The following is a 23,459-nucleotide window of genomic DNA, read 5'->3' as shown; positions in this document are numbered from 1 at the left end:
GAGCGAATCCTCCACCTGCTCAGCAGCCGTGACCGCCGGACCTTCCGGCCGGCACGCTGCGACCGCGACGACCCGGAAAGGGGACTACCGGGTATGAGTTCTCTCCTCCTGCTCACCAACGCCCTCCAGCCGTCCGCCGAGGTGCTGCCCGCACTGGGCCTGCTCCTCCACAACGTCCGGGTCGCCCCCGCCGAGGGCTCCGCGCTCGTCGACACCCCGAGCGCCGACGTCATCCTGGTCGACGGCCGGCGTGACCTGCCGCAGATCCGCAGCCTGTGCCAACTGCTGCGCTCCACCGGGATCGGCTGCCCGCTGATCCTGATCGTCACCGAGGGCGGCCTGGCCGCCGTCACCGCCGAGTGGGGCATCGACGACGTCCTGCTGGACACCGCGGGCCCGGCCGAGGTCGAGGCCCGGCTGCGGCTCGCCATGGGCCGTCTCCAGGTCACCGCGGACGACAGCCCGATGGAGATCCGCAACGGCGACCTGTCCGTCGACGAGGCCACCTACTCGGCGAAGCTCAAGGGCCGGGTCCTGGACCTCACCTTCAAGGAGTTCGAGCTCCTCAAGTACCTCGCCCAGCACCCCGGCCGGGTGTTCACCCGCGCCCAGCTGCTGCAGGAGGTCTGGGGCTACGACTACTTCGGCGGCACCCGCACGGTGGACGTCCACGTCCGGCGGCTGCGGGCCAAGCTCGGCGTCGAGCACGAGCAGCTCATCGGCACCGTGCGCAACGTCGGCTACCGCTTCGTGGTGCCGGAGAAGCCGGACAAGGGCGAGCGGCCGGGCGCCGAGCAGCCGCAGCGGGCCGTGGCCGGCCGGGACGCCTGACCTTCCGGGCGGCCGCCGGAACGCGGCCGCCCGGGCCCCGGGCCCGTCCCGTGCGCACCCCGTTGCGGCGGCCGGGCCGCGGTACCCGCGCGGGGTACCCACCGATACGTGAGACAGGTCATACCGTCCCGGCGCGACCCGCGTAGACTCCCTCCGTGGCCAAGGTGACGCGCGACGATGTAGCCCGACTGGCTGGGACCTCGACCGCGGTCGTCAGCTATGTGATCAACAACGGACCCCGACCGGTCGCCCCGGCGACCCGCGAGAAGGTCCTCGCGGCGATCGAGCAGCTCGGCTACCGGCCGAACAGCGTCGCCCAGGCGATGGCCTCCCGGCGCACCAACCTCATCGGCATGGTGGTGCCCGACGCTCGCCAGCCGTTCTTCGCCGAGATGGCGCACGCGGTGGAACGCGCCGCCTCCGAGCGCGGCAAGCTCGTCCTGATCGGCAACTCGGACTACGTCGACGACCGCGAGGTCCACTACGTCCGCGCCTTCCTCGGCATGCGGGTCTCCGGGCTGATCCTGGTCAGCCAGGGCCCCTCGCAGCGCGCCGCCGAGGAGTTCGCCGCGATGGAGGGCGCCAAGGTCGTCCTGCTGCACCGGCGGCCCGAGGCGATCGACGACGTCGCGGTCGTCACCGACGACGTCGGCGGCTCCGAACTCGCCGTCCGCCACCTGCTGGAGGTGCACGGCCACCCGTACGTGGTCTGCTTCGGCGGCCCGGTGGAGTCCCCCGCCCCCGGTGACCCCGTCATCGACCACGTCGAGGGCTGGCAGCGCGCCATGTCCGGGCACGGGCTGCCCGCCGAACCGCACCTGGTGGACGCCCCCTTCCACCGCTACGGCGCGTACGAGGTCGCGGTCGAGCTGCTGCGCTCCCCGAACCGCCCGCCGGCGATCTTCTGCTCCACCGACGACCAGGCGATCGGCGTCCTGCGCGCCGCCCGCGAGGTCGGCCTGCGGGTGCCCGAGGACCTCGCCGTGGCCGGCTTCGACGACATCCCCGAGGCCGCCCTCGCCGACCCGCCGCTGACCACCGTCGCCTCCGACCGCGACGCGATGGCCCGCGCCGCCGTCGACCTCGTCCTCGACGACTCGCTGATGGTGCCCGGATCGGACACCGAACGGGTGCGGAAATTCGAATCGCGCCTGGTCGTACGCCGTTCCTGCGGCTGCGGCGGACCGGAGCCCGTACCCGCCGCCTGACCAGGCTTTATGAGAACCGAACAGGCTTCTCGGACCCTTCTGACCCGGCTCTCATCAGATTTTCATCCGGCAGGCGGAGCTTGGTCGTCATGAGCGACCAGTACCCCAGCAGCGACCCGTACCGGCCCGAGCAGCCCCCTCTGGTGCACCCCGGGCAGCCGTACGCGGAAAGCCACGCCCACGGCTCCGCCGAGAGCCCCGCCGGCACGCCGGAACCGCCCGCCCCGCCGGAGGGCACCCCGCCCGAGCAGCCCGGCCGGGGGCCCACGCCGGCCATGCCCGGCGCGGCTTCCTGCGCAGCCGGCTCGCCCTGGTCACCGCCGTCGCCGCCGTCGCGGCCCTCCTCGGCGGCGTCACCGGCGGTGCGCTCGCCGAGAGCGGCCACGGCGGCCGAACGACCGCCGCCACCCTCGTCAGCCCGGTCGCGGCCACCTCCGACGGCCGCGCCAACGTCTCGGCGATCGCCGCCGCGGTCTCCCCCAGCGTCGTCCAGATCACCGTGAAGACCGCCGACGGCACCGCCACCGGCACCGGCGTGGTGCTCACCGCCACCGGCCAGATCCTCACCAACTACCACGTCATCTCCGGCGCGGTCTCCGACGGCGGGCAGACCACCGTCACCTTCGGGAACGGCAGCACCGCCCCCGCCACCGTGACCGGCACCGACAAGTCCCTGGACGTCGCCGTGATCACCGCCTCCGGCGTCAGCGGCCTCACCCCGGCCGTCCTCGGCGACTCCTCCGGAGTCCAGGTCGGCGACCCGGTCGTCGCCATCGGCAACCCGGAGGGCCTCACCGGCACCGTCACCTCCGGCATCATCAGCGCCGAGAACCGCGAGGTCACCGTCCAGGTCGACGAGGGCACCACCCGCGGCAACGGCGGCTTCGGCTTCCCCGGCTGCCCGGCATGAACGGCGGCGGCACGCAGTCCACCGGCGACTCCGCCACCTACAAGGCCTTCCAGACCGACGCCGCGCTCAACCCCGGCAACTCCGGCGGCCCGCTGATCAACGCCAACGGCCAGGTCATCGGCATCAACTCGGCCATGTACTCGGCCGGCGGCTCCAACTCCACCGCCGACTCCAGCAGCGCCGGCAGCGTCGGCCTGGGCTTCGCCATCCCGATCGACAACGTCAAGCAGGTCCTCCCGAAGATGCAGGCCGGTCAGAACCTCTGAGCAGCCCCGCCCGCAGGACAATGGCAGTACCGCACCGGACTCAGAAAGGGCCCGCGCCCATGACTCCCCCGCCGACGACCGCATCCAGGCCGAGCCCACCGGCACCAGTGCCCGGCTTCTCGTGGTCGACGACGAGCCCGCCCTGCGGGACGCCCTGGAGAGCAGCCTCGCCTTCGAGGGCTACGAGGTCACCACCGCCACCGACGGCTTCGAGGCCCTGGAGGCCGTCGAACGCGACCGGCCCGACCTGGTACTGCTGGACATCATGATGCCGCGCATGGACGGCCTCACCGCGGTGCGCCGGATGCGCTCGCGCGGCGACACCGCCCCCGTGCTGATGCTCACCGCCCGCGACGCCGTCGGCGACCGCGTCACCGGCCTCGACGTCGGCGCCGACGACTACCTGGCCAAGCCCTTCGAGCTGGACGAACTGCTCGCCCGGGTCCGCGCCCTGCTGCGCCGCAGCGCCCTCGCCTCCGAGGCCGCCGCCCGCGCCGCCGCCGTCGAGGACGACGGCGAGGTGATGTCCTTCGCCGACCTGCGGATGAACACCGCCACCCGCGAGGTCACCCGCGACGGCAAGCCGATCGAGCTGACCCGCACCGAGTTCATGCTCCTGGAGATGTTCCTCGCCCACCCGCGGCAGGTCCTGACCCGCGAACAGATCCTCAAGGCGGTCTGGGGATTCGACTTCGAGCCCTCCTCCAACTCCCTCGACGTCTACGTGATGTACCTGCGTCGCAAGACCGAGCAGGGCGGCATGCCCCGGCTCATCCAGACCGTGCGCGGCGTGGGCTACGCGCTGCGGGCCGCCAGCGGCGCGGCGGCGTGAAGCTCACCGGCCGGCTGACGGGGTGGTTCCGCGGGCGCTCGCTGCGGAGCAGGCTGGCCATGCTCACCGCGGCGGCGGTCGCCGTCGCCATCGCGCTCTCGGCCCTGGCATGCTGGTTCATCGTCAGGGACCGGCTGTACCAGCAGGCCCGGGACAGCCTGCGCGGCGCGCCGATCGTCAGCGGCGGCCCGGGCGACCACCGTCAGCAGTTGGTCGCCTGCGGCACCACCCCGCAGGCGGCCGCCGAGAGTGCGGCCAAGGAGGCCGCCGCGGTGGAGGCGACGCAGACGAACCTGCCGCCGTTCGGCAGCAGGACGCCGTGGGTCAGCCAGCTGGTGTCCACCGACGGGACGATCTGCACGCCGCTGTCCACCTCGGCCAAGGGCATCGTCGTCGAGCCGTCCGACCTCCGCCTGCTGGGCCAGCCGCCGAACAAGAGCACCTACCGGGTGGGCTCCTTCACCGGCAAGGGCGAGCCGGCGATGGTGCGGGTCAGCAGCGTCACCCTCACCGTCCACAATCCGACCACCCAGCAGGACACCACCGGCGACTACGTCCTGCTCACCGCCACGTCGCTGCAGGACACCCAGGACTCGCTCCGCGACCTGGCCTTCACCCTGCTCGGCGTCGCCGCGCTCGGGGTGGTGGGTGCCGGGTTCACCGGCCGGATCGTGGCCCGCTCGGCGCTGCGGCCGGTCGACCAGCTGACCGACGCGGTGGAGCACATCGCCCGCACCGAGGAGGTGGGCACCACCATCCCGGTCCACGGCAAGGACGAGATCGCCCGGCTCTCCACCTCGTTCAACTCGATGTCGACCGCGCTGCTGAACTCCCGGGAACGGCAGACCCGGCTGATCGCGGACGCCGGGCACGAACTGCGCACCCCGCTGACCTCGCTGCGGACCAACGTCGACCTGCTGATCCGCAGCGACGACACCGGGCGCCCGCTGCCGACCGCCACCAAGACGAAGCTGCTCGGGAACATGAAGGCGCAGATGCAGGAACTCACCCTGCTGATCGGCGACCTGCTGGAGCTCTCCCGCCCGGACTCCCCAAGCCGGACCGGAAGCTCTCCGTGGTGGCGCTGCACGAGATCGCCGAGCGGGCGGTGGAGCGGGCCCGGCTGCGCGGGCCCGGCCTGGCCTTCGACGTGAGAATCGACCCCTGGTACGTGCAGGGGGACGCGGCCGACCTGGAGCGCGCCGTGATCAACCTGCTGGACAACGCGGTGAAGTACAGCCCGCCGGGCGGACGGGTGGACGTGTCGCTCTCCGCCGGCCGGCTGACGGTCCGTGACCACGGCCCCGGTATCCCGCCGGACGAGCTGCAGTACGTCTTCGACCGGTTCTGGCGCTCGCCGTCCTCACGGCAGCTGCCGGGCAGCGGGCTGGGCCTGTCGATCGTGGCGCAGACCGTCCGGGACACCGGCGGCGAGGTGGCGCTGGGCCCCGCCATGGACGGCGGCCCGGGTGCGCTGGCGACCGTGCTGCTGCCGGGGCAGCCGGACCTGCCGCAGTGAACGCGCCGGGGGCGGGGCACCCGTCGGTGCCCCGCCCCCGGTGGTCGTTCCCGCGGTGCCGGTCAGTCCTGGTACCGGTCAGTCCTGGTCGGTGCCGCCGCCGAGGACGGTGATGCGGTCCTCGGCCGGGACGGCGAGCGGGCTCGCCGCCGAGCTGTGCGCGGACAGGTAGGCGGTGAAGAGGTCCAGGTCGGAGGCGCCGACCAGCTTGTCGGTGCCCGCGGTGAAGGCCGGGAAGCCGTCGCCGCCGCCGGCCAGGAACTCGTTGGCGGCGACCCGGTAGGAGGCCGCCGGGTCGATCGGCGTGCCGCCGAGCTTCACCGACGGGACGACCACCCGGTCGGCACCGGACTTGGTCATGTCCAGGGAGTAGGTCAGCCCCGCGACCTGGAGGACCTTCGGCGCGGCCTCGTTCAGCCCGCTCACCTGCTGCTGCAGCACCTGGATCACCTGGGCGCCGGTCAGCGTCTTGACCTGCATCATGTTGGTGAACGGCTGGACGGTGAACGCCTCGCCGTAGGTCACCACCCCGTCGCCCTCGCTGCCGGAGGCCTTGTACACCAGGTCGGCGCGGATGCCGCCGGGGTTCATGAAGGCGAGCTGCGCACCGCCCTTGTCGGCCGGGGCGAGACCGGCGAGCTGGGCGTCGGCGATGACGTCGCCGAGCGGCTTCTCCAGGTCGGTGGAGCCGCGGCCGTTGATATCGGCGGCGATGTACCCGACCGGGCGGTTGGCGATCGGCGCGGCGATGGTGTTGTAGTAGCCGATCAGCTTGGTCATGTCGGGCGCCTTGGGCACGTCCCGGCGGACGACGTGGTTGGCGGCGGTCACCGACGGGCGGACGATGGCGCCGGTGCGCTTGTCCAGCTTCAGGTCGATCTCGGTGTAGAGCCGGCCGAAGGAGGCCGCGCTGGTCACCGAGCGCGGCACGCCGTTCGGGTCCGGGATGGAGCAGGCGTAGGCGTTGTGGGTGTGGCCGGTGACGATGGCGCCCACGGCCGGGTCGATCTTCTTGGCGATGTCGACGATCGGGCCGGAGATGCCCGCGCCGGCGGCGCCGCAGTCGTAGTTGTAGACCGGGCTGGCCGGGTAGCCGCCCTCGTGGATCAGGGCGACGATCGAGTTGACGCCCTTGCGCTTGAGCTCCGCGGCGTACTTGTTGATCGTGGTGACCTCGTTGCCGAACTTCAGGCCCTGCACGCCCGCCGCGGTGACGATGTTCGGCGTGCCCTCCAGGGTGACGCCGATGAAGCCGACCTTCACGCCGTGCACCTCGGTGACCCAGTACGGGTCGAGGATCGGCCGGCCGGTCTTCTCGCTGGTCACGTTGGCGGCCAGGTACTCGAAGTCGGCGCCCTTGAACTTCCGGCCCTTGGCGTAGCAGCCGTCGGTGGGGTGGCAGCCACCGTTCTGCAGGCGCAGGAGCTCCTTGGAGCCCTCGTCGAACTCGTGGTTGCCGACGCTGGTGACGTCCAGGCCGAGCTTGTTCATCGCCTCGATGGTCGGCTCGTCGTGGAACAGGCCGGACAGCAGCGGGCTGGCGCCGACGATGTCGCCGGCGGCGACGGTGAGGGTGTTGCGGTGGCCCTCGCGGGCCTGCCGCAGCGCGGTGGCGAGGTACTCCACGCCACCGGCCGGGGTGGAGACGGTCTGGCCGGTCGCCGGGTCGATCTCCTTGACCGTGCCGGAGGAGCCGGCCGGGGGTTCCAGGTTGCCGTGGAAGTCGTTGATGGCGAGGAGCTGGAGGTCCTCGGTGCTGGGCCGGTGGTGGCCGTGTGCCTGGGCGACGCCGGGCACCAGCAGGGTGCCGAGGAGGCCGACTGCGGCCGCGGCCAGCTTCGCGCGGCGGAATCTCCCGGTCTGACCGGTTCTGGACATGAGGGTACCCCTGCACCGTCGGGGCCCCGCCGTTGCGCCGGGGCCGTCCTGGCGTGACCGTTGCAGCCTAGGGTCAACGCGCGTAGCTGTCAGGGCATCTGACGTAACGAACACATTGCCGGCACTTGACCGTGTGTTGATCAATCCCTGCCCGGGCCCGGCCCCGGCCGGTCACCGTCCGGGCTCGGCCGCCAGGTGCTGCTCGGCCCGCTGACGCTCCGCCACGGCGTCCTCGGTCATCGCGCGGTCGGTGTAGACGAGCGGACGCTCCGCCTCGGTGATGATGTGCTTGACCACTTGGACATTGCCGTTGACGTCCCAGACCGCGATGCCCGGCGACAGCGTCGGAATGATCTCCACCGCCCACCGGGGCAGGCCGAGCACCCGACCGGTGGCTCTCGCCTCCTCGGCCTTCTGCATGTAGATGGTGCGGGTGGAGGCCATCTTGAGGATCGCCGAGGCCTCCCGCGCGGCCGCGCCGTCCACCACGTCGGACAGGTGGTGGACGACCGCCACGAAGGACAGGCCGAGCCGGCGCCCGAACTTCAGCAGCCGCTGGAACAGCTGGGCCACGAACGGGCTGTTGATGATGTGCCAGGCCTCTTCGACCAGGAAGATCCGCTTCACCCGGTCCGGCCGCAGCCAGGTGTGCTCCAGCCAGACGCCGACGATCGCCATCAGGATCGGCATCGCGATCGAGTTGCGGTCGATGTGCGAGAGGTCGAAGACGATCAGCGGCGCGTCCAGGTCGATGCCGGCCGAGGTCGGGCCGTCGAACATGCCGCGCAGGTCGCCGTCGACCAGGCGGTCCAGCACCAGCGCCACGTCCAGGCCCCAGGACTGCACGTCGCCGACGCCCACCCCGAGCGACTCCACCGAGGAGAGGTCGGGGCTGCGCAGGGTGGTGATGATGTCGTCCAGGACGGGCTGGCGGTCCCGCACCGTGGCGTGCACGTGGGCGTGCGCCGCCTTGAGGGCGAAGCCGGCCCGCTCCTCCAGGGAGCGGCCCATCGCGACCTCGATGATGGTGCGCAGCAGCGACAGCTGGCCGGTGGTGGTGATCGACGGGTCGAGCGGGTTGAGCTTGACGCCGCCGTCCCGGGCCGCCATCGGGTCGAGCCGGATGGACTTTATGCCCAGCGCGTTGGCGATCAGGTTCCACTCGCCGACGCCGTCCTCGCCCTGCGCGTCCAGGACCACCACCTGGCGGTCGCGGAAGCGCAGCTGGCGCAGCACGTAGGTCTTCTCCAGCGCGGACTTGCCGTTGCCGGACTCGCCCAGCACCAGCCAGTGCGGGGCGGGCAGCTGCTGGCCGTACAGCTGGAAGGGGTCGTAGACGTAGCCCTTGCCGCTGTAGACCTCGCGGCCGATGATCACGCCGGAGTCGCCGAGGCCGGGGGCGGCGGTCGGCAGGTAGACCGCCTGGGCCTGGCCGGTGGAGGTGCGCACGGGCAGCCGGGTGGTCTCCACCTTGCCGAACATCAGACTGGTGAACGCGTCGGTGAGGTTGCCGATCACGGGTGTCGCCTCCTCAGCGTCGGATGCCGGTCGCGAAGGGCAGGGTGTTGACGAAGGCACGGTGGTGCTCGCGGTCGCACCATTCGAGTTTCAGGTAGCTCTTGCCGGCCGAGGCCCGGATGGTGCGCTTGTCGCGGGCGAGCGCCTCGGGGCTGCGGGAGGAGACCGTGATGTAGCCGACCAGGTTGACCCCGGCGGCGCCGGAGGCGAGGTCGTCGCCGCGCTGGTCGACCCGGCCGGTGTGGGCGAGGTCGCGCGGGTCGACGGTGCGGTTCATCTTGGCGGCGCGGCTGGCCTCCGCCTCGTCGTTGGTCTTCTCGGTGAGCATCCGCTCGATGGCCACGTCGGTGGGCTCCAGCTCCATGGTGACGGCCACCGTGCGGATCACGTCCGGGGTGTGCACCAGCAGCGGGGCGAGGAAGTTGACGCCGACCGGGGTCAGCGGCCATTCCTTGATCCACGCGGTGGCGTGGCACCACGGCTCGCGGGTCGCCGACTCGCGGGTCTTCGCGGCCAGCATCTGCGGGTGGGTGGCGTCCAGTTCGGCCGGCCAGGCGTTGCGCCGGGACATCGCCTGGATGTGGTCGATCGGGTGGTCCGGGTCGTACATCGAGTGGACCAGCGAGGCGAGCCGGGCCTGCCCGAGCGGCTGGCGGACCCGGATGTCCGCCTCGGCGAGGCGGGCGCAGATGTCGGTCAGCTCACGGGCCATCACGGTGGCCAGGCCCTCGTCGTCGCGCTGGCGGCGGCCGTCGGCGGTACGGCCCATGGCGTGCGCCTCGGCGGCGAGGTCCCGGGTGTAGTGCATGCAGGCGACCAGGTACGCGCGGTGCTGCTCCGAGGAGGTGGAGACCATCGACTGGAGCTGGTCGTACGAATCCTGCAGCCAGCGCGGGGCGTCGTGGTCGCCGCGGCGCTCGACGTCCTTGGCGTGCGCGTCCGGGTCGGCGGGCAGGGTGCGGGCCAGCATCTGGAGGCGGGTCACGAAGCCGTCGCCGTTGGCGACGTGCTTGAGCAGCGTGCCGAACCGGTCGACCAGGGTCTCCTGGTCCTCCGAGTCGCGCAGGCCCACGCCGGGGCCCTCGATCTCGATCGCGGCGGTGACGGTGCGGCGCTCCAGGTGCATCAGGACACCGACCTCGTCCGGCCCGAACGGCGCGGAGAGCCAGCGCAGCCGGCCGACGCCGGGCGGCGGGCCGATCTCGACCTCGCGGCCGTCCAGCCTCGTCCCGGCGTCGATCACCTCGGACTTCCACTGCGCCCGGCCGCTGCGGACGGTGCGGCGGTAGGTGCGGTTGATCTCCACCCACTTGTAGAAGGTCCGCCGCCGGTACGGCACGTAGACGGCCATGATGGCGAGCAGCGGCAGGCCGATCAGGCCGGCGATCCGCAGCGGCAGGACGGGCATCAGCAGGCCCCACATCATGCCGAGGAAGGCGCCGAAGATGATCAGGATGATCTCGCCGGACTCCCGGTTGCGCCCGATCGGCGCGTTCGGCCGGGACTTGCCGATCAGGTACGTCCGGCGCTGGTGCACGTACGGCTGGGCGTACTGGGTGCCGAACTGCGGTTCGCTGCTCACCCGTCAGCCTCCCTTCATCGGGTTGTTGACCGGGGCCGGTGCGGCGGCCTGGGCCGGCGGGGCGGGGGTGCGGCCGGCGTGGGCGGCGATCCCGGGGGCGACGGAGCCGCCGCCGCTGCCCGAGGAGGCGTTGGCGGCCTGCGGTCCGCCGCGGGAGCCGTGCGTGGAGATGCCCTGCTTGACCAGGCTGGCGGGGCCGTTGATCATCGCGGAGCCGGCCGAGACGGCGCTGGCCCGGGCCCGTCGCATGGTCTGCAGTTCGTCGCCGAAGCCGGGGACGAAGCGGTAGACGGCGGCGCTGGAGAAGATCGACAGGAAGAGGATGGCGAGCCCGGACAGCACCCGGGCGAAGTCGTCGCTCGCTCCGGCACCGGTGGCGACGGCGCCGGCCAGGCCCATGATGATGACGATGATCGGTTTGGCGAGGTCGACCGCGATCATCAGGCCGGCCCAGCGGCGGACGTGCTTCCACAGCTGCTTGTCCACCAGGCCCGCGTAGACGGCGGTGCCCAGCAGCGCGCCGACGTAGAGCATCGCGGCGCGGATCAGCAGCTCGATCCAGAGCACGGCGGCGGCGAGCACCGCGACCAGCGAGACGATGATCAGGATCAGCGGGCCGCCGCCGAGGTTGCCCTTCTCCAGGGTGTCCGCGAATCCGCCGAGGTAGGTGCCGGTGTCCGACTTCGTCCCGGCCGCGATGGCGGCGGTGAGCCCGTCGGTCGCGGAGACCACGGTGTAGAGGATCAGCGGGGTGAAGGCGGAGGCGATGACGGTCAGCCAGAGGAAGCCGATCGCCTCGGAGATCGCCTGGGTGAGCGGGGCGCCGCGGACGGCGCGCTTGGTGACGGCGAGCAGCCACAGCACCAGGGTGATGACGGTGGAGCCGGCGAACACCACGGCGTACTGCTGGAGGAAGGCGGCGTTGGTGAAGTCGACCTGGGTGGTGCCGTCGATGGCGCCGGAGAGCTTGCGGACGACCCAGGCGGCGGCCTGGGCGCAGCCCTTGGCGAGCGAGCCGAGCGGGTCGGTGACCGGGCTGAGCGGGCTGGTGCCGCCGGTGGTGCCGGGCGGCGGGCAGAGCTGGTTGCCGCCGAGCCAGTCGGCGCCGCCCTGCCCGGTGCAGGTGGGGGTGGCGGTGGGGGCGGGGGTGGGGTCGGCGAACACCTGCTGGGCGGTCAGCAGCGCCGCCGCCTGCAGGGTCGCCATGGCGCCGGCGAGCACGCCGGCCCGGCGGACGAGGGGTCGCATCGAGCCGTCACCGCGCATAGCGGAAGCCTCCGTACTGCTGGACGGCGTCGGTGATCTCCTCCGCCGTTGCGGCCTGCTGGTCACCGGGGACGGGCGCCGGGCCGGACTTCCGGGCGAAGTCCGTGAGCTTCCAGTCGCTGCCCGTCCAGCGCATGGTGATCGTCAGGGTGTACCAGGTCTGGGCGACGGGCTGGGTGGAGGAGGCGCCGGCCAGGCCGGTCAGGCCGGTGCACCAGACGTCGACGACGGTGGCGGTGTCGGCGGCGTTGGTGGTGCGGGTGCCGACCGGGATCGTCCGGCTGACCAGGGTGAGGCCCTTGGGGGCCCGGCCCTGGGCGTCCAGGCCGTAGCGGGCCGCGGCGTCGCCGCCGAAGGCGGTGTCGAGGCGCTGCTTGAGCCGGTCGGCGACGCTGGGGTCGGCGACGGTGTCGACGACGGTGCGCCGGGCATCGGCCCGGAACATGTCGGCGGAGCCGAGGGCGGTGGCGTAGTTGGCGGCCGCGGACTGCGCGCCCTGGTCGGTGTGCGGGAAGCCGGAGGCGATGCCGTTGCTGGTGGTGTCGACGGGCTTGGTGCCGGTGGCGGCGGTGGCCGCGGCGCTGGGCCGGGCCTGGTCGCCGGAGGCGGCGGGGCCGCTGCCGGTGGTCGGGTCGGGCTTGCCGCGGTTGGCGATGGACACGCCGAGCACGAGGAGGGTGACGACGACCAGGACGGCGAGCAGTGTCCGGACGGGCCGGGGCTGACGTGCGCTCATCTGGTGGGAGGGCTGTTCGCCGACCGGCAGCCGCGTCCGGGTGTGCGGCTGGTCGTCGGACAACGGCACGGCGGCCCTCCTGGGACGGGGAGCCCGGCGGGCCCCGGTGACGCGAACACGACTGCACCGGCAGCGCGGCTCGCGCCGCCCTGCCGGGATGACTATCCGATCCGTACGATCGTCAGATCGCCATGCCGTACACAATGGTGAACAGGGTGCCCAGCGATCCGATGATGAACACGCCGGTCAGTCCCGCGATGATCAGTCCCTTGCCCTGTTCGGCACTGAAGGTGTCGCGCATCGCGGTCGCGCCGATCCGCTGTTTGGCGGCGCCCCAGACGGCGATCGCCAGGCAGCCCAGGATGGCGACCGCCATCACCACCTCGACCATCACGCGCGCCTCCGAACCCAGGGTCGCGAAGGGCCCCCAGTCCGGCGCGATGCCGCCGATGATGGTGTCGATGTTGGCCTTCTTGGGTGGGTCCTCGGCCAGGTAGCCGATCACCTTGCTGTCCACGCTGCTCAGGTTCATTCCATCTCACCGCCCGATCAGGCAAATTCAAGGCCCCGAACCACGGCTGGGCGAAGGGGCAGGACCTATTCTTGGCCAGATCTGATGTCGACTTGGCTATATCTCGCGGATTGGTCGTGAGGCATGGGACACGTACGACAGGATGTCCACCGTACGAAGGATACCGCTCACTCTTCGTATCTGTGTTGATTGCGCTGAGCAACGCCTTCCGGGACACTCTCAACTGACGCCACGTCGGGGATGGTGCAGATGGTACTCCGCAGAGCGGGTACGGCGGCGGTCGCGGCCGCGGTCGTGACGATCGGATTCGCCGGTCTCGTCGCCGTGGGCACCTTCGCCGCCGGCGGCGCACCGCAGGGCGACCGCAACAATCTCGCGCTCTCCAGCGGCACCGTCCCGGCGGTCTATCAGCCGCTGATCCAGAAATGGGGCACCCTCTGCCCGGAGATCTCGCCGCCGATGCTGGCCGCGCAGCTCTACCAGGAGAGCGGATTCGACCCGACGGCCAAGAGCCCGGCCAAGGCGTACGGCATGGCGCAGTTCCTGGAGGCCACCTGGGCCACCTACGGCGTGGACGCCAACAGCGACGGCAAGCGGGACATCTGGGACCCGGCCGACGCCATCGCCTCCGCCGCCACCTACGACTGCGCGCTCGCCAAGGACGTCTCGACCGTCCCCGGCGACCGCCAGGCCAACATGCTCGCCGCCTACAACGCCGGCCCGTACGCGGTGATAAAGGCCGGCGGGGTCCCCTCCTACCGGGAGACCCAGGGCTACGTCCGCAACATCCAGTCGCTGGCCCGCAGCTTCACCGCACCGGTCGCGAACACCGCCATCGCCGCCTCGCAGCAGGCCGCCGGCGCGATCTACTTCGCCCAGACCAAGATCGGCATCCCCTACGAGTGGGGAGGTGAGGGTCTGCCCTCGCAGGCCGGCCGGTTCGACTGCTCGGGCCTCACCCAGGCCGCCTTCAAGTCCGTCGGGATCACCCTGCCGCGCGTCGCGAACGACCAGTGGTACGCCGGCGAGCACCCGTCCCGCGACCAACTCCGCCCGGGCGACCTGGTCTTCTTCGCCAACGACCTGAGCGACCCGCGCTCCATCCACCACGTCGGCATCTACGTCGGCGGCGGCTACATGATCGACGCCCCGCACACCGGCGCCGTGACCCGCTACGACACCATCGACCAGAAGGGCTACTTCGGCGCCACCCGGGTCACCGGCGACGGCGCGGGCGCGCTGCCCGTCCGCGGCACCGACGGCACCATCAGCGGCGGCCGGGGCCCGGCCACGAGCTGACCGACGCCCCGGGTGTGGTCACCCGGTGGACGGTGAGTCAAGTTTCCATAACACGCGATCTTCCTGGAACCCTGTGGCCTGCGCATGACGTTGTCGCACCGTGGGCGGACGATCCCCCACAGGTGTGCCGGACAGACAGGGAGGTGCAGCGTGTCGACGCTGCTCGCCGACACGGGCAACCCCGACCTCGGCCTGCTGCGCGCGGTCAACGGCCTGGCCGCGGCCGCACCGGCGTGGCTGGACTCACTGGTCTCCTGGATCGGGGAGTACGGGATCCTGCTGGGCCTGGCCGCCGTCTGCGCGACCGCCTGGCTGCAGGCCCGCCGCCGGCCGGACGCCCCGGTCGCCGTCGCCGGCCTGCTCTGGGCGCCGCTCTCGGTCGCCATCGCCGAGGTGGCCAACCTGCCGATCTCCGCGATCGTCGACCGCCCCCGGCCGTTCGTCACCCACCCCGACCTCGACGTGCTGGTCGACGGCAAGGCGGGCACGCTCTCCTTCGTCAGCGACCACTCGACGATGTCGATGGGTATCGCCGTCGCGCTGTACCTGGTCAACCGCCGGCTCGGGCTGGTCGCGGGCGCACTCGCCCTGCTGCAGGGCTTCTGCCGGATGTACATGGGCGTCCACTACCCGACCGACGTGATCGGCGGCTACGCGCTCGCCACCGCCGTGGTGCTGCTGCTGGCGCCCCTCGCGATGGCCGTCCTGGTGCCGTTCTGCCACGCGGTGGCCCGGACGGCCGCCGCACCGCTGATCGTCGCCCCCGCCGGGGCGCGGCCGCCCGCGGCCGGCAGCAGGAGCGCGCCGCCCGGGAGCCGGCCCGCGACTCCGACCTGGCGGCCTGACCCGGCCCGTACGGGAGCGTGCGGGCGCAGGGCTACCCGTGCCCCGCGGCCTCCGCGAGGTGGTCGGCGAGGTCGCGGCGGGCCCGGTCCCGCGAACGGCGGCCCGAGGCCTGCCAGCCGCACGCGCAGCGCGCGAAGCAGAACGAACCGCGTTCCTCGACCGTCGCCCGGTGGAGCTCGGAAGGGGCTGGGCCGGCTCCGGCCGGCTGCTCGCTCTGCACGGATTCACGGTAGCTCTCCCCGACCGGGGCGCGCGGACCGTTCCGCACGCCGGTCGCCCGTAACCCACACGGCCTCAACTCGTTGGGCCGGACAGGCCTCCGCCCACCCGGGGCGGCGGCTTGCCGGGCATCGGGGCCCGAGGGGGTTGTGTCGATCGTGAAGAAGCCGAAGACCGTCCGCACCGCCGCCGTGACGGCGGTGCTCGCCGCCGCGCTGTCCGCCTGTTCGAGCGGCGGGGGGCAGACCCAGAACGCGTCGGCCGACCAGCTGGCCGCCGACCCGCTGACCGCCGTACGCGCAGCCGCGGACATCACCGGCCGGACGGGGTCCGCGCGCACCACGACCCAGCTGACCACCGAGTCCGGCTCCAAGAAGGCGGTCTTCAACGGCACCGGCGGCTACGACTACGTGAAGCGCATCGGCCGGCTGGAGATCGACGTGCCGGCCGGCGCGGCCACCACCGGCACCATCAAGGAGGTCGTGCTGCCCGGCACCGTCTACCTCCAGAACACCGGCGCCAAGATCCCCGCGGGCAAGTGGGTCAGGCTCGACGTGCGGCAGCTGCCCGACGGCAACCTGGTGAGCAGCGGCGCGACCGATCCGGCCAGCGCCGCGGGCGCGCTGCGCGGCGCGGACTCCGCCGACCTGGTCGGCACCGAGACGGTCGACGGCGTCGAGCTCAAGCACTACAAGGGCACCCTCGACCTGGCGAAGGCCGCCGAGGCCACCGGCGGCCGCGGCGCGGACGGCCTGCGGATGGCCGCCCAGACCTTCACCCACAAGCAGGTGCCCTACGAGGCCTGGCTGGACGCCCAGGGCCGGCTCCGCAAGGTCGTGGAGACGTTCGGCTTCGCGGGCGTGGCGGGCTCCAAGGAGGCCAAGGACCAGGTCACGGTGGTCTCGACCACCTCGCTCGCGGACTTCGGCAAGCCGGTCGAGGCCGCCGAGCCGGCCGCCTCCGAGATCTACTCGATGAAGGCCTCCGCGCCGGCCAAGTAGCCCGGCGCGCGGCATCCGGCGGGCCGGATAGTGCCTGCGGGGGCAGAGATGACCCGTCCGTGCCATACGGCACGGCGCCGCGGCTCCCTACCCTGGAGGGTGGGGTGTCTGCCGCCCTGGGCGGCAGGCGGCGCTGGAGGGGTGGTGCAGAAGGTGGCTTCCTCGAACGGCCGCACCGGCGGCCACGACAAGACCGCACTCGACGAGATCGAGCTGGCGGGCGAGCTCATGATCGCCGCCTCGGCCAGCGCCGAGGAGCGGCTGGCCAACGAGCAGATCGACCGGGTGCTGCTCGACCGGGTGCCGGAGCCGGCCGGGTCGGCGGAGGACGGACCGGGAGGGCCCGGCGGGACGGGGCCCGGTGCGACCGCGATGCCGCCCGTTTGACCTCCTGTCAGGTACGCAGCAGACGGGCGATGGCCGCGGTGGCCTCCGCGACCTTGCCGTCCAGCTCGGCGCCGCCCTCCTCGGCGGCGGCCGCGACGCAGTGCCTCAGGTGCTCCTCCAGCAGCGACAGCGCGAAGGACTGCAGCGCCTTCGTCCCGGCCGACACCTGGGTGAGGATGTCGATGCAGTAGACGTCCTCGTCGACCATCCGCTGGAGCCCGCGGATCTGTCCCTCGATCCGGCGCAGCCGCTTGAGGTGCTCGTTCTTCTGCGCGGTGTAGCCGTGCGGGCCGTGGTGGTGCGCCCCCGCCTCGGCGGTGACGTCGTCGGTGCCGGCCGCGGGCTCCGGCTCCGGGCCCTGGGTACGCGTCTGAATCGTGGTCATCCGGTCCTCCGCTGTGTCCCTGCTCGCCGTGCCTGGACCTCCAGTGTCCAACACGGGCGCCGACCGCTCTGTTCCGCCGTCCGGGCGGGCGGACGGATCTCCCGCTGCACGGCAGGGGCAAACCGGCCGCTGTTCCGCCAGACTGAGGAACCGCGTCAACACCCCGTTTGCACACCCGGGACGGACAGCGCCTAGAGTCGTTGGGTCCCTACCCCGCACATCGGAGATTTCCGTGCGTTTTAGCCTGACCCCGAAGGAGACGAGCTTCTACGACATGTTCACCGCCGCGGCGGAGAACCTCGTCGTCGGGTCGAAGCTCCTGCTGGAACTGCTGGGATCGGACGTGTCGGCCCGCGCGGAGATCGTCGAGCGCATGCGCGCCGCCGAGCACGCCGGGGACGACACCACCCACGCGATCTTCCACCAGCTGAACTCCTCCTTCATCACGCCCTTCGACCGCGAGGACATCTACACCCTCGCCGGCTCGCTGGACGACATCATGGACTTCATGGAGGAGGCGGTCGACCTGGTCGTGCTCTACGACATCGAGTCCCTCCCCAAGGGCGTCGAGCAGCAGATCGAGGTGCTGGCCCGGGCGGCCGAACTGACCGCGGAGGCGATGCCCAACCTGCGGTCGATGCAGAACCTCACCGAGTACTGGATCGAGATCAACCGGCTGGAGAACCAGGCCGACCAGATCCACCGCAAGCTGCTGGCGCACCTCTTCTCCGGCCAGTACGACGCGATCGAGGTGCTGAAGCTGAAGCAGGTCGTCGACGTCCTGGAAGAGGCCGCCGACGCGTTCGAGCACGTGGCCAACACGGTGGAGACCATCGCGGTCAAGGAGTCCTGACCGCGTGAACACGGCAGCACTGATCGCCGTCGTCGGCGTGGCCTTCTTCTTCACCTACACCAACGGTTTCCACGACTCCGCGAACGCCATCGCGACCTCCGTCTCGACCCGGGCGCTCACGCCGCGGGCGGCCCTGGCGATGGCCGCGGTGATGAACCTGGCCGGCGCCTTCCTCGGCTCCGGGGTGGCGAAGACCGTCTCCAGCGGCATCATCGAGACGCCGACCGGCAGCCAGGGGATGGCGATCCTCTTCGCCGCCCTGGTCGGGGCCATCACCTGGAACCTGGTCACCTGGTACTTCGGCCTGCCGTCCTCCTCCTCGCACGCCCTGTTCGGCGGCATGGTGGGCGCGGCGCTGGCCGGCGGCACCGAGGTGATCTGGAGCGGCGTCGTCGACAAGATCATCATCCCGATGATCGTCTCGCCCGTGGTCGGCCTGGTCGGCGGCTTCCTGGTGATGCTGGCGATCCTGTGGATCTTCCGGCGGGCCAACCCGCACCGGGCCAAGCGCAACTTCCGGGTCGCGCAGACCGCCTCGGCCGCCGCCATGGCACTGGCCCACGGCCTGCAGGACGCCCAGAAGACGATGGGCGTGGTGGTCCTGGCGCTCACCATCTCGGGCCACCAGTCCGGCAGCGAGATCCCGATCTGGGTCAAGATCTCCTGCGCCACGATGCTCTCGCTGGGCACGTACGCGGGCGGCTGGCGCATCATGCGCACCCTCGGCCGCAAGATCATCGAGCTGGACCCGCCCCAGGGGTTCGCGTCCGAGGCGACCGCCTCGACCGTCATGTACATCACGTCGTTCGTCTACGCGGCGCCGATCTCCACCACCCACGTGATCACCTCGGCGATCATGGGTGTGGGTGCCACCAAGCGCGTCCGCGCCGTCCGCTGGGGCGTCGCCAAGAACATCGTGATGGGCTGGTTCATCACCATGCCGGCCGCCGCGCTGGTCGCCGCGGCCATGTACGGGATCGTCGACCTGATCCTCCTCTGACCCCGGGCCGGTACGGCACCGGGACAGAGGCAGGGCCCGCCCCCACATCACGGGGGCGGGCCCTTGTTACTTCGCGGCGGCACCGCCATGCAGCACCGCGAAGTAGTCGGTGTCTCCGGGTCGGCTCAGCCGAAGCGGCCGGAGATGTAGTCCTCGGTGGCCTGGACGGACGGGTTGGAGAAGATCCGCTGGGTGTCGTCCAGCTCGATCAGCTTGCCCGGCTGGCCGACGGCGGCGAGGTTGAAGAAGGCGGTGCGGTCGGAGACCCGGGCCGCCTGCTGCATGTTGTGGGTCACGATCACGATCGTGTACTGCGACTTCAGCTCGCCGATCAGGTCCTCGATGGCGAGGGTGGAGATCGGGTCGAGTGCCGAGCAGGGCTCGTCCATCAGCAGGACCTGGGGCTCGACCGCGATGGCGCGGGCGATGCACAGGCGCTGCTGCTGGCCGCCGGAGAGGCCGGCACCCGGCTTGTTGAGGCGGTCCTTGACCTCGTTCCAGAGGTTGGCGCCCTTGAGCGACTTCTCGACGACGCCGTCCAGCACGGACTTCTTGCGGACGCCGGCGAGCTTCAGACCGGCCACCACGTTGTCGTAGATGGACATGGTCGGGAAGGGGTTCGGGCGCTGGAAGACCATGCCCACCGAGCGGCGGACGGCGACCGGGTCGACATTGGAGGCGTAGAGGTTCTCGTCGTCGAGCAGCACCTTGCCCTCGACGCGGGCCCCCGGGATGACCTCGTGCATCCGGTTGAGGGTCCGCAGGAAGGTGGACTTTCCGCAGCCGGACGGGCCGATGAAGGCCGTCACGGAGCGGGGCTCGATGGTCATCGAGATGTCGTCGATGGCACGGGTGGAACCGTAGTAGGCGGACAGTCCGCTGACGTCGATGCGCTTGGCCATGGTGATTCGTCTTCTCTCGTTCTCGTACGTCAGTCGGGGTCAGCGTCCGCCCTTGGGCGCGCGCCAGCGGGCGACGCCCCGGGCGATGAGGTTGAGCCCCATCACGAAGGCGATCAGCACCAGCGCGGCACCCCAGGCACGGGCGTAGCCGAAGTCGTTGTTGACCATCGAGTACTGCTGCCAGATGTAGAGCGGCAGCGACTGCTGCGGTCCGTTGAACGGGTCGCCGTTGATCGCGTCGGCACCGAAGACCAGCATCATCACGGGCGCGGTCTCGCCGGTGATCCGGGCCACCGCCAGCATGATGCCGGTGGTGATGCCGCCGATCGCGGTCGGCAGGACGACCCGCAGGATGGTCTTCCACTTGGGCACGCCGAGTGCGTACGAGGCCTCCCGCAGCTCGTTCGGGACGAGCTTGAGCATCTCCTCGGTCGAGCGGACGACGACCGGCATCATCAGGATGGCCAGCGCCAGGCTGCCGGAGAAGCCCGAGTACTCGAAGCCGAGCATGAGGTTCCACAGCGAGAGGATGAACAGGCCGGCGACGATCGACGGGACACCCGTCATGACGTCGACGAAGAAGGTGACCCACGTGGCGAGCCGGCCGCGGCCGTACTCCACCAGGTAGACGGCGGTCAGCAGACCGACCGGCGCGGCCATCGCGGTGGCCAGGGCGACCTGCTCCAGGGTGCCGATCAGCGCGTGGTAGATGCCGCCGCCGGGGCCGGAGGAGATCACGTTCTTCATGGAGTGGGTCAGGAAGTTCCCGTCCACCACCTTCGCGCCCTGCTGGACCGTGTAGATCGTCAGCGAGGCGAGCGGGATGACGGCCAGGATGAAGGCGACCCACACCACGGAGGTGGCGAGCCGGTCCTTGGCCTGGCGGCGGCCCTCGACCCAGGCGGAGAGGGAGTAGCTGAGCACCACGAACAGGGCAGCGGCGATCAGGCCCCACTGGATGTGGCTGGCCAGACCCGCGCCGGCGCCGATCGCGCAGCCGAGGCCGATGGCGGCCACGGCGACGCCGGGGGCGCCCACTTCGGGAGTCGGGCGGTGGTCAGCCGGCGGCTGAGCTGCGGGGTGGCCGCCGCGGTCGTCGTCACAGTGGTCATGCGTCGGCCCCCGAGTACTCCTTGCGGCGCGCGATGATCAGTCGGGCGGCGCCGTTCACCAACAGGGTGATCACGAACAGGACCAGGCCGGAGGCCATCAGGGCGTCCCGGCCGAAGGGCTGGGCCTCGTTGAACTTCAGCGCGATGTTCTGCGCGAAGGTGCCGCCGCCCGGGTCCAGGACGTGCAGCGACAGGACGCTGTTGGCGGAGAGCACGATGGCCACCGCGATGGTCTCGCCGAGCGCACGGCCGAGGCCGAGCATGGAGGCGGAGATGATGCCCGGGCGGCCGAACGGCAGCACCGCGGTGCGGATCATCTCCCAGCGGGTCGCGCCGAGCGCGAGCGCCGCCTCCTCGTGCATCCGCGGGACCTGCCGGAACACCTCGCGGCTGACCGCCGTGATGATCGGCAGGATCATGATCGCGAGCAGGATGCCCACGGTGAACAGGTTGCGCGGGGTGACCCCGGGCTGGGTCTGGTCGAAGACGTACGTCCAGCCCAGGTACTGGTCCATCCAGGACGTCAGACCGTTCATGTGCGGGACGAGGAAGAGCACGCCCCACAGGCCGTAGACGATGCTCGGCACGGCCGCCAGCAGGTCCACCAGGTAGGCGAACGGCTGGGCGATCCGGCGGGGCGCGTAGTGCGAGATGAACAGCGCGATGCCCACGGCCACCGGCACCGCGATCAGCATGGCGATCACGGCGCTGACGATGGTGCCGAAGGCGAGGACGGCGATGCCGAAGACCGGCTTGGGGGCGTCCGGACTCCACTCGAAGGTGGTGAAGAAGTTGCCCTCGTTCTTGGACAGCGCGAGGCCCGAGCGGTACGCGAGGAATCCCGCGATGGCGGCCATGATGACCAGCAGCAGGATGCCCGACCCACGGGCGAGGTTGAAGAAGATGCTGTCGCCGAGCCGGCTGTCTGCCCGGCTGCGGCGGGCCCTGCCCCGTACGGCGGCAGGGGGGATGAAGTCATGATCGTCTACTCCGGTCTGACGGCGCTGCCCCCGTGGGGGACGGCACCTGGCGGCGGTGCCCCGGACTGTGCGGTTCAGGTGGTGCTCCGGCGGGGCGGCCCGTCCCCCTTGAGGGCCGCCCCACCGGTGGTGCGGGGTGGATCAGGCCAGGGTCGGGACGACGGCCTGGACCTTGGCGGCGAGCTCCTTCGGCAGCGGGACGTAGCCCTTGGCGCCGATGGCCTGCTGGCCGGCGTCGCTGATGGTGTAGGTCAGGAAGGACTTCAGGGTGTCGAGGGTGTCCGCCTTGTTGCCCTTGTCGCAGACGATCTCGTAGGTGACCAGGACGAGCGGGTAGGCGCCCTCGTCCTTGGTCGCGTAGTCGAGGCTCAGGGCCAGGTCGCTGCCGGTGCCCGCGATCTTCGCCTTGGCGAAGGTGGTGGCGGCGTTCTCGGCGGTCGCGTCGACCGGCTTGGAGGCACCGGTGTTGATGGCGGCGCTCTTCAGGCTGTTGGTCTGGGCGTAGGAGAGCTCGACGTAGCCGATCGAGTTCGGGACCTGCTTGACCTGCGCGGAGACGCCGGCCGAGCCGTTGGCGGACTGGCCGCCCTTGCCCGCCCAGGTCTTGCTGGCCGGGTAGGTCCAGGCACCGTTCGACGCCTTGGCCAGGTAGCCGGTCAGGTTGGCGGTGGTGCCGGAGTCGTCCGAGCGGTGGATGGCCTGGATCGGCGCGTCCGGCAGGGTCACGCCCGGGTTCAGGGTGGCGATGGCCGGGTCGTTCCACTTGGTGATCTGCGAGTCGAAGATCTTCGCGATCGTCGGGCCGTCGAGGACGAGCTTGTCGACGCCGTCGACGTGGAAGACGATGGAGATCAGACCGCCGACCATCGGCAGGTCGATGCCCTGGCCGGTCTTGCAGACGGCCTTGGAGGCCTCGACCTCGGCCGGCTTCAGGGCGGAGTCGGAGCCGGCGAAGGCCACCTTGCCCTGGTTGAACTGCTGCACACCGGCGCCGGAGCCGCCGCCACCGTAGGTGATGGTCGAGCTGGAGCAGGCGGAGCCGAAAGCGGCCTTCCAGACGTCGATCGCGTTGGTCTGCGCGGTCGAGCCGGCACCCAGCAGCTGGCCGCCCTTGCCGCAGGCGATCGAGGCGGCCGAGGCCGCGCCGGACGCGGCGGCGGTGGAGCCGTTGCTGGAGGTGCTGTTGTTGTCCGTGCCGCAGGCCGCGAGCGACAGCGTGCTGACGAGCGCCACGGCACCGATGGCGAGGGCCTTGGAGCGGCCGTTCCGCTGGAGCTTCACAGGGTTTCCCTTTCTGAGGCATTACCGGCGCCCTGACGAGCTCGTCGATGGCTCGATCGGCGCGGTTCTGCTGTGATCCGAGGCCTGTTCGGCCCTCCGGTGACACCGAAGGTAGG

23 protein-coding genes and 1 pseudogene are annotated in these 23,459 nt (G+C 71.4%); 13 read left to right on the top strand and 11 right to left on the bottom strand.

What is annotated here, in order from left to right; genetic code table 11:
• Positions 1 to 93 precede the first annotated feature (93 nt).
• The 7 genes from ABEB13_RS22860 to ABEB13_RS40695 all read left to right on the top strand — a co-directional run bounded on the left by ABEB13_RS22860 (position 94) and on the right by ABEB13_RS40695 (position 5,566).
• The gene (locus tag ABEB13_RS22860; RefSeq protein ID WP_345706997.1) at positions 94 to 831 is read left to right on the top strand and encodes a response regulator transcription factor; all 738 of its coding nucleotides are present in this window, start codon (positions 94 to 96) and stop codon (positions 829 to 831) included.
• 155 nt (positions 832 to 986) lie between these two features.
• Entirely contained in the window at positions 987 to 2,039 is a 1,053-nt protein-coding gene (locus tag ABEB13_RS22855) for a LacI family DNA-binding transcriptional regulator (RefSeq protein ID WP_345706996.1), read from the top strand.
• A gap of 499 nt (positions 2,040 to 2,538) precedes the next feature.
• Positions 2,539 to 2,949: a S1C family serine protease gene (locus ABEB13_RS22850; RefSeq protein WP_345706995.1), complete on the top strand. Its 411-nt coding sequence runs from the start codon at positions 2,539 to 2,541 to the stop codon at positions 2,947 to 2,949.
• Positions 2,946 to 3,215, top strand: a complete 270-nt coding sequence (locus tag ABEB13_RS22845) for a S1C family serine protease (protein WP_345706994.1) — start codon at positions 2,946 to 2,948, stop codon at positions 3,213 to 3,215. Before ABEB13_RS22850 ends, ABEB13_RS22845 begins: the two co-directional genes overlap by 4 nt.
• An 82-nt stretch (positions 3,216 to 3,297) precedes the next feature.
• Entirely contained in the window at positions 3,298 to 4,047 is a 750-nt protein-coding gene (locus ABEB13_RS22840) for a response regulator transcription factor (protein WP_345709781.1), read from the top strand.
• Positions 4,044 to 5,201: a histidine kinase dimerization/phospho-acceptor domain-containing protein gene (locus ABEB13_RS22835; RefSeq protein WP_425559904.1), complete on the top strand. Its 1,158-nt coding sequence runs from the start codon at positions 4,044 to 4,046 to the stop codon at positions 5,199 to 5,201. The genes ABEB13_RS22840 and ABEB13_RS22835 overlap by 4 nt, the downstream gene beginning before the upstream one ends.
• Entirely contained in the window at positions 5,126 to 5,566 is a 441-nt protein-coding gene (locus tag ABEB13_RS40695) for a sensor histidine kinase (protein ID WP_425559903.1), read from the top strand. Before ABEB13_RS22835 ends, ABEB13_RS40695 begins: the two co-directional genes overlap by 76 nt.
• A gap of 78 nt (positions 5,567 to 5,644) precedes the next feature.
• Here ABEB13_RS40695 and ABEB13_RS22830 read toward each other — a convergent pair whose 3' ends face one another.
• From ABEB13_RS22830 to ABEB13_RS22805, 6 genes are all read right to left on the bottom strand, one after another.
• Positions 5,645 to 7,444 (bottom strand): bifunctional metallophosphatase/5'-nucleotidase, encoded by a 1,800-nt coding sequence (locus ABEB13_RS22830; protein ID WP_345706993.1) that lies wholly within the window; start codon positions 7,442 to 7,444, stop codon positions 5,645 to 5,647.
• A 171-nt stretch (positions 7,445 to 7,615) separates the two neighbouring features.
• Positions 7,616 to 8,926: an ATP-binding protein gene (locus tag ABEB13_RS22825; RefSeq protein WP_345709780.1), complete on the bottom strand. Its 1,311-nt coding sequence runs from the start codon at positions 8,924 to 8,926 to the stop codon at positions 7,616 to 7,618.
• A 49-nt stretch (positions 8,927 to 8,975) separates the two neighbouring features.
• A complete protein-coding gene (locus ABEB13_RS22820) occupies positions 8,976 to 10,544 on the bottom strand; it encodes an SCO6880 family protein (protein ID WP_345706992.1) in 1,569 nt (522 codons plus the stop codon).
• A 3-nt stretch (positions 10,545 to 10,547) separates the two neighbouring features.
• On the bottom strand, positions 10,548 to 11,792 hold the full coding sequence (locus ABEB13_RS22815; RefSeq protein WP_345706991.1) for a hypothetical protein: 1,245 nt from the start codon (positions 11,790 to 11,792) through the stop codon (positions 10,548 to 10,550).
• 7 nt (positions 11,793 to 11,799) lie between these two features.
• Positions 11,800 to 12,615, bottom strand: a complete 816-nt coding sequence (locus tag ABEB13_RS22810; protein ID WP_345706990.1) for a hypothetical protein — start codon at positions 12,613 to 12,615, stop codon at positions 11,800 to 11,802.
• A gap of 112 nt (positions 12,616 to 12,727) precedes the next feature.
• Positions 12,728 to 13,078, bottom strand: coding sequence for a hypothetical protein (locus ABEB13_RS22805; protein WP_100889016.1), 351 nt, complete (start codon positions 13,076 to 13,078; stop codon positions 12,728 to 12,730).
• Positions 13,079 to 13,327: 249 nt separating this feature from the next.
• Here ABEB13_RS22805 and ABEB13_RS22800 point away from each other — a divergent pair, with 249 nt between their 5' ends.
• The 4 genes from ABEB13_RS22800 to ABEB13_RS22780 all read left to right on the top strand — a co-directional run bounded on the left by ABEB13_RS22800 (position 13,328) and on the right by ABEB13_RS22780 (position 16,830).
• Positions 13,328 to 14,377 carry a C40 family peptidase gene (locus ABEB13_RS22800; protein WP_345706989.1) on the top strand — a complete coding sequence of 350 codons (1,050 nt, stop codon included), beginning with the start codon at positions 13,328 to 13,330 and terminating at the stop codon, positions 14,375 to 14,377.
• Between the two features lie 150 nt (positions 14,378 to 14,527).
• A complete protein-coding gene (locus tag ABEB13_RS40690) occupies positions 14,528 to 15,604 on the top strand; it encodes a phosphatase PAP2 family protein (protein ID WP_425559902.1) in 1,077 nt (358 codons plus the stop codon).
• On the top strand, positions 15,601 to 16,443 hold the full coding sequence (locus ABEB13_RS22785; RefSeq protein ID WP_345706988.1) for an SCO4651 family lipoprotein: 843 nt from the start codon (positions 15,601 to 15,603) through the stop codon (positions 16,441 to 16,443). Before ABEB13_RS40690 ends, ABEB13_RS22785 begins: the two co-directional genes overlap by 4 nt.
• A 153-nt stretch (positions 16,444 to 16,596) precedes the next feature.
• The gene (locus tag ABEB13_RS22780; RefSeq protein ID WP_345706987.1) at positions 16,597 to 16,830 is read left to right on the top strand and encodes a hypothetical protein; all 234 of its coding nucleotides are present in this window, start codon (positions 16,597 to 16,599) and stop codon (positions 16,828 to 16,830) included.
• Positions 16,831 to 16,837: 7 nt separating this feature from the next.
• Here ABEB13_RS22780 and ABEB13_RS22775 read toward each other — a convergent pair whose 3' ends face one another.
• The gene (locus tag ABEB13_RS22775; RefSeq protein WP_345706986.1) at positions 16,838 to 17,215 is read right to left on the bottom strand and encodes a metal-sensitive transcriptional regulator; all 378 of its coding nucleotides are present in this window, start codon (positions 17,213 to 17,215) and stop codon (positions 16,838 to 16,840) included.
• A 232-nt stretch (positions 17,216 to 17,447) separates the two neighbouring features.
• Here ABEB13_RS22775 and ABEB13_RS22770 point away from each other — a divergent pair, with 232 nt between their 5' ends.
• Entirely contained in the window at positions 17,448 to 18,068 is a 621-nt protein-coding gene (locus tag ABEB13_RS22770; protein WP_345706985.1) for a DUF47 domain-containing protein, read from the top strand.
• Positions 18,069 to 18,072: 4 nt separating this feature from the next.
• Entirely contained in the window at positions 18,073 to 19,068 is a 996-nt protein-coding gene (locus ABEB13_RS22765; RefSeq protein WP_345706984.1) for an inorganic phosphate transporter, read from the top strand.
• 125 nt (positions 19,069 to 19,193) lie between these two features.
• On the opposite strand, the gene pstB is transcribed toward ABEB13_RS22765, so the two are convergent.
• From pstB to pstS, 4 genes and pseudogenes are all read right to left on the bottom strand, one after another.
• Complete coding sequence (pstB, locus tag ABEB13_RS22760; RefSeq protein ID WP_345706983.1) at positions 19,194 to 19,970, bottom strand: phosphate ABC transporter ATP-binding protein PstB; 777 nt, start codon at positions 19,968 to 19,970, stop codon at positions 19,194 to 19,196.
• A gap of 39 nt (positions 19,971 to 20,009) precedes the next feature.
• Positions 20,010 to 21,082, bottom strand: a pseudogene (gene pstA, locus ABEB13_RS22755) (phosphate ABC transporter permease PstA).
• Positions 21,079 to 22,053: a phosphate ABC transporter permease subunit PstC gene (gene pstC, locus ABEB13_RS22750; protein WP_345709779.1), complete on the bottom strand. Its 975-nt coding sequence runs from the start codon at positions 22,051 to 22,053 to the stop codon at positions 21,079 to 21,081. Before pstC ends, pstA begins: the two are co-directional and overlap by 4 nt.
• A 150-nt stretch (positions 22,054 to 22,203) precedes the next feature.
• On the bottom strand, positions 22,204 to 23,343 hold the full coding sequence (gene pstS, locus ABEB13_RS22745) for a phosphate ABC transporter substrate-binding protein PstS (RefSeq protein ID WP_345706982.1): 1,140 nt from the start codon (positions 23,341 to 23,343) through the stop codon (positions 22,204 to 22,206).
• Positions 23,344 to 23,459: the final 116 nt, after the last annotated feature.

Source organism: Kitasatospora paranensis (genome assembly GCF_039544005.1).
GTDB lineage: Bacteria > Actinomycetota > Actinomycetes > Streptomycetales > Streptomycetaceae > Kitasatospora > Kitasatospora paranensis.
Note: the sequence above shows the minus strand (reverse complement) of the source record. Positions and strands in the feature narration are given on the sequence as shown.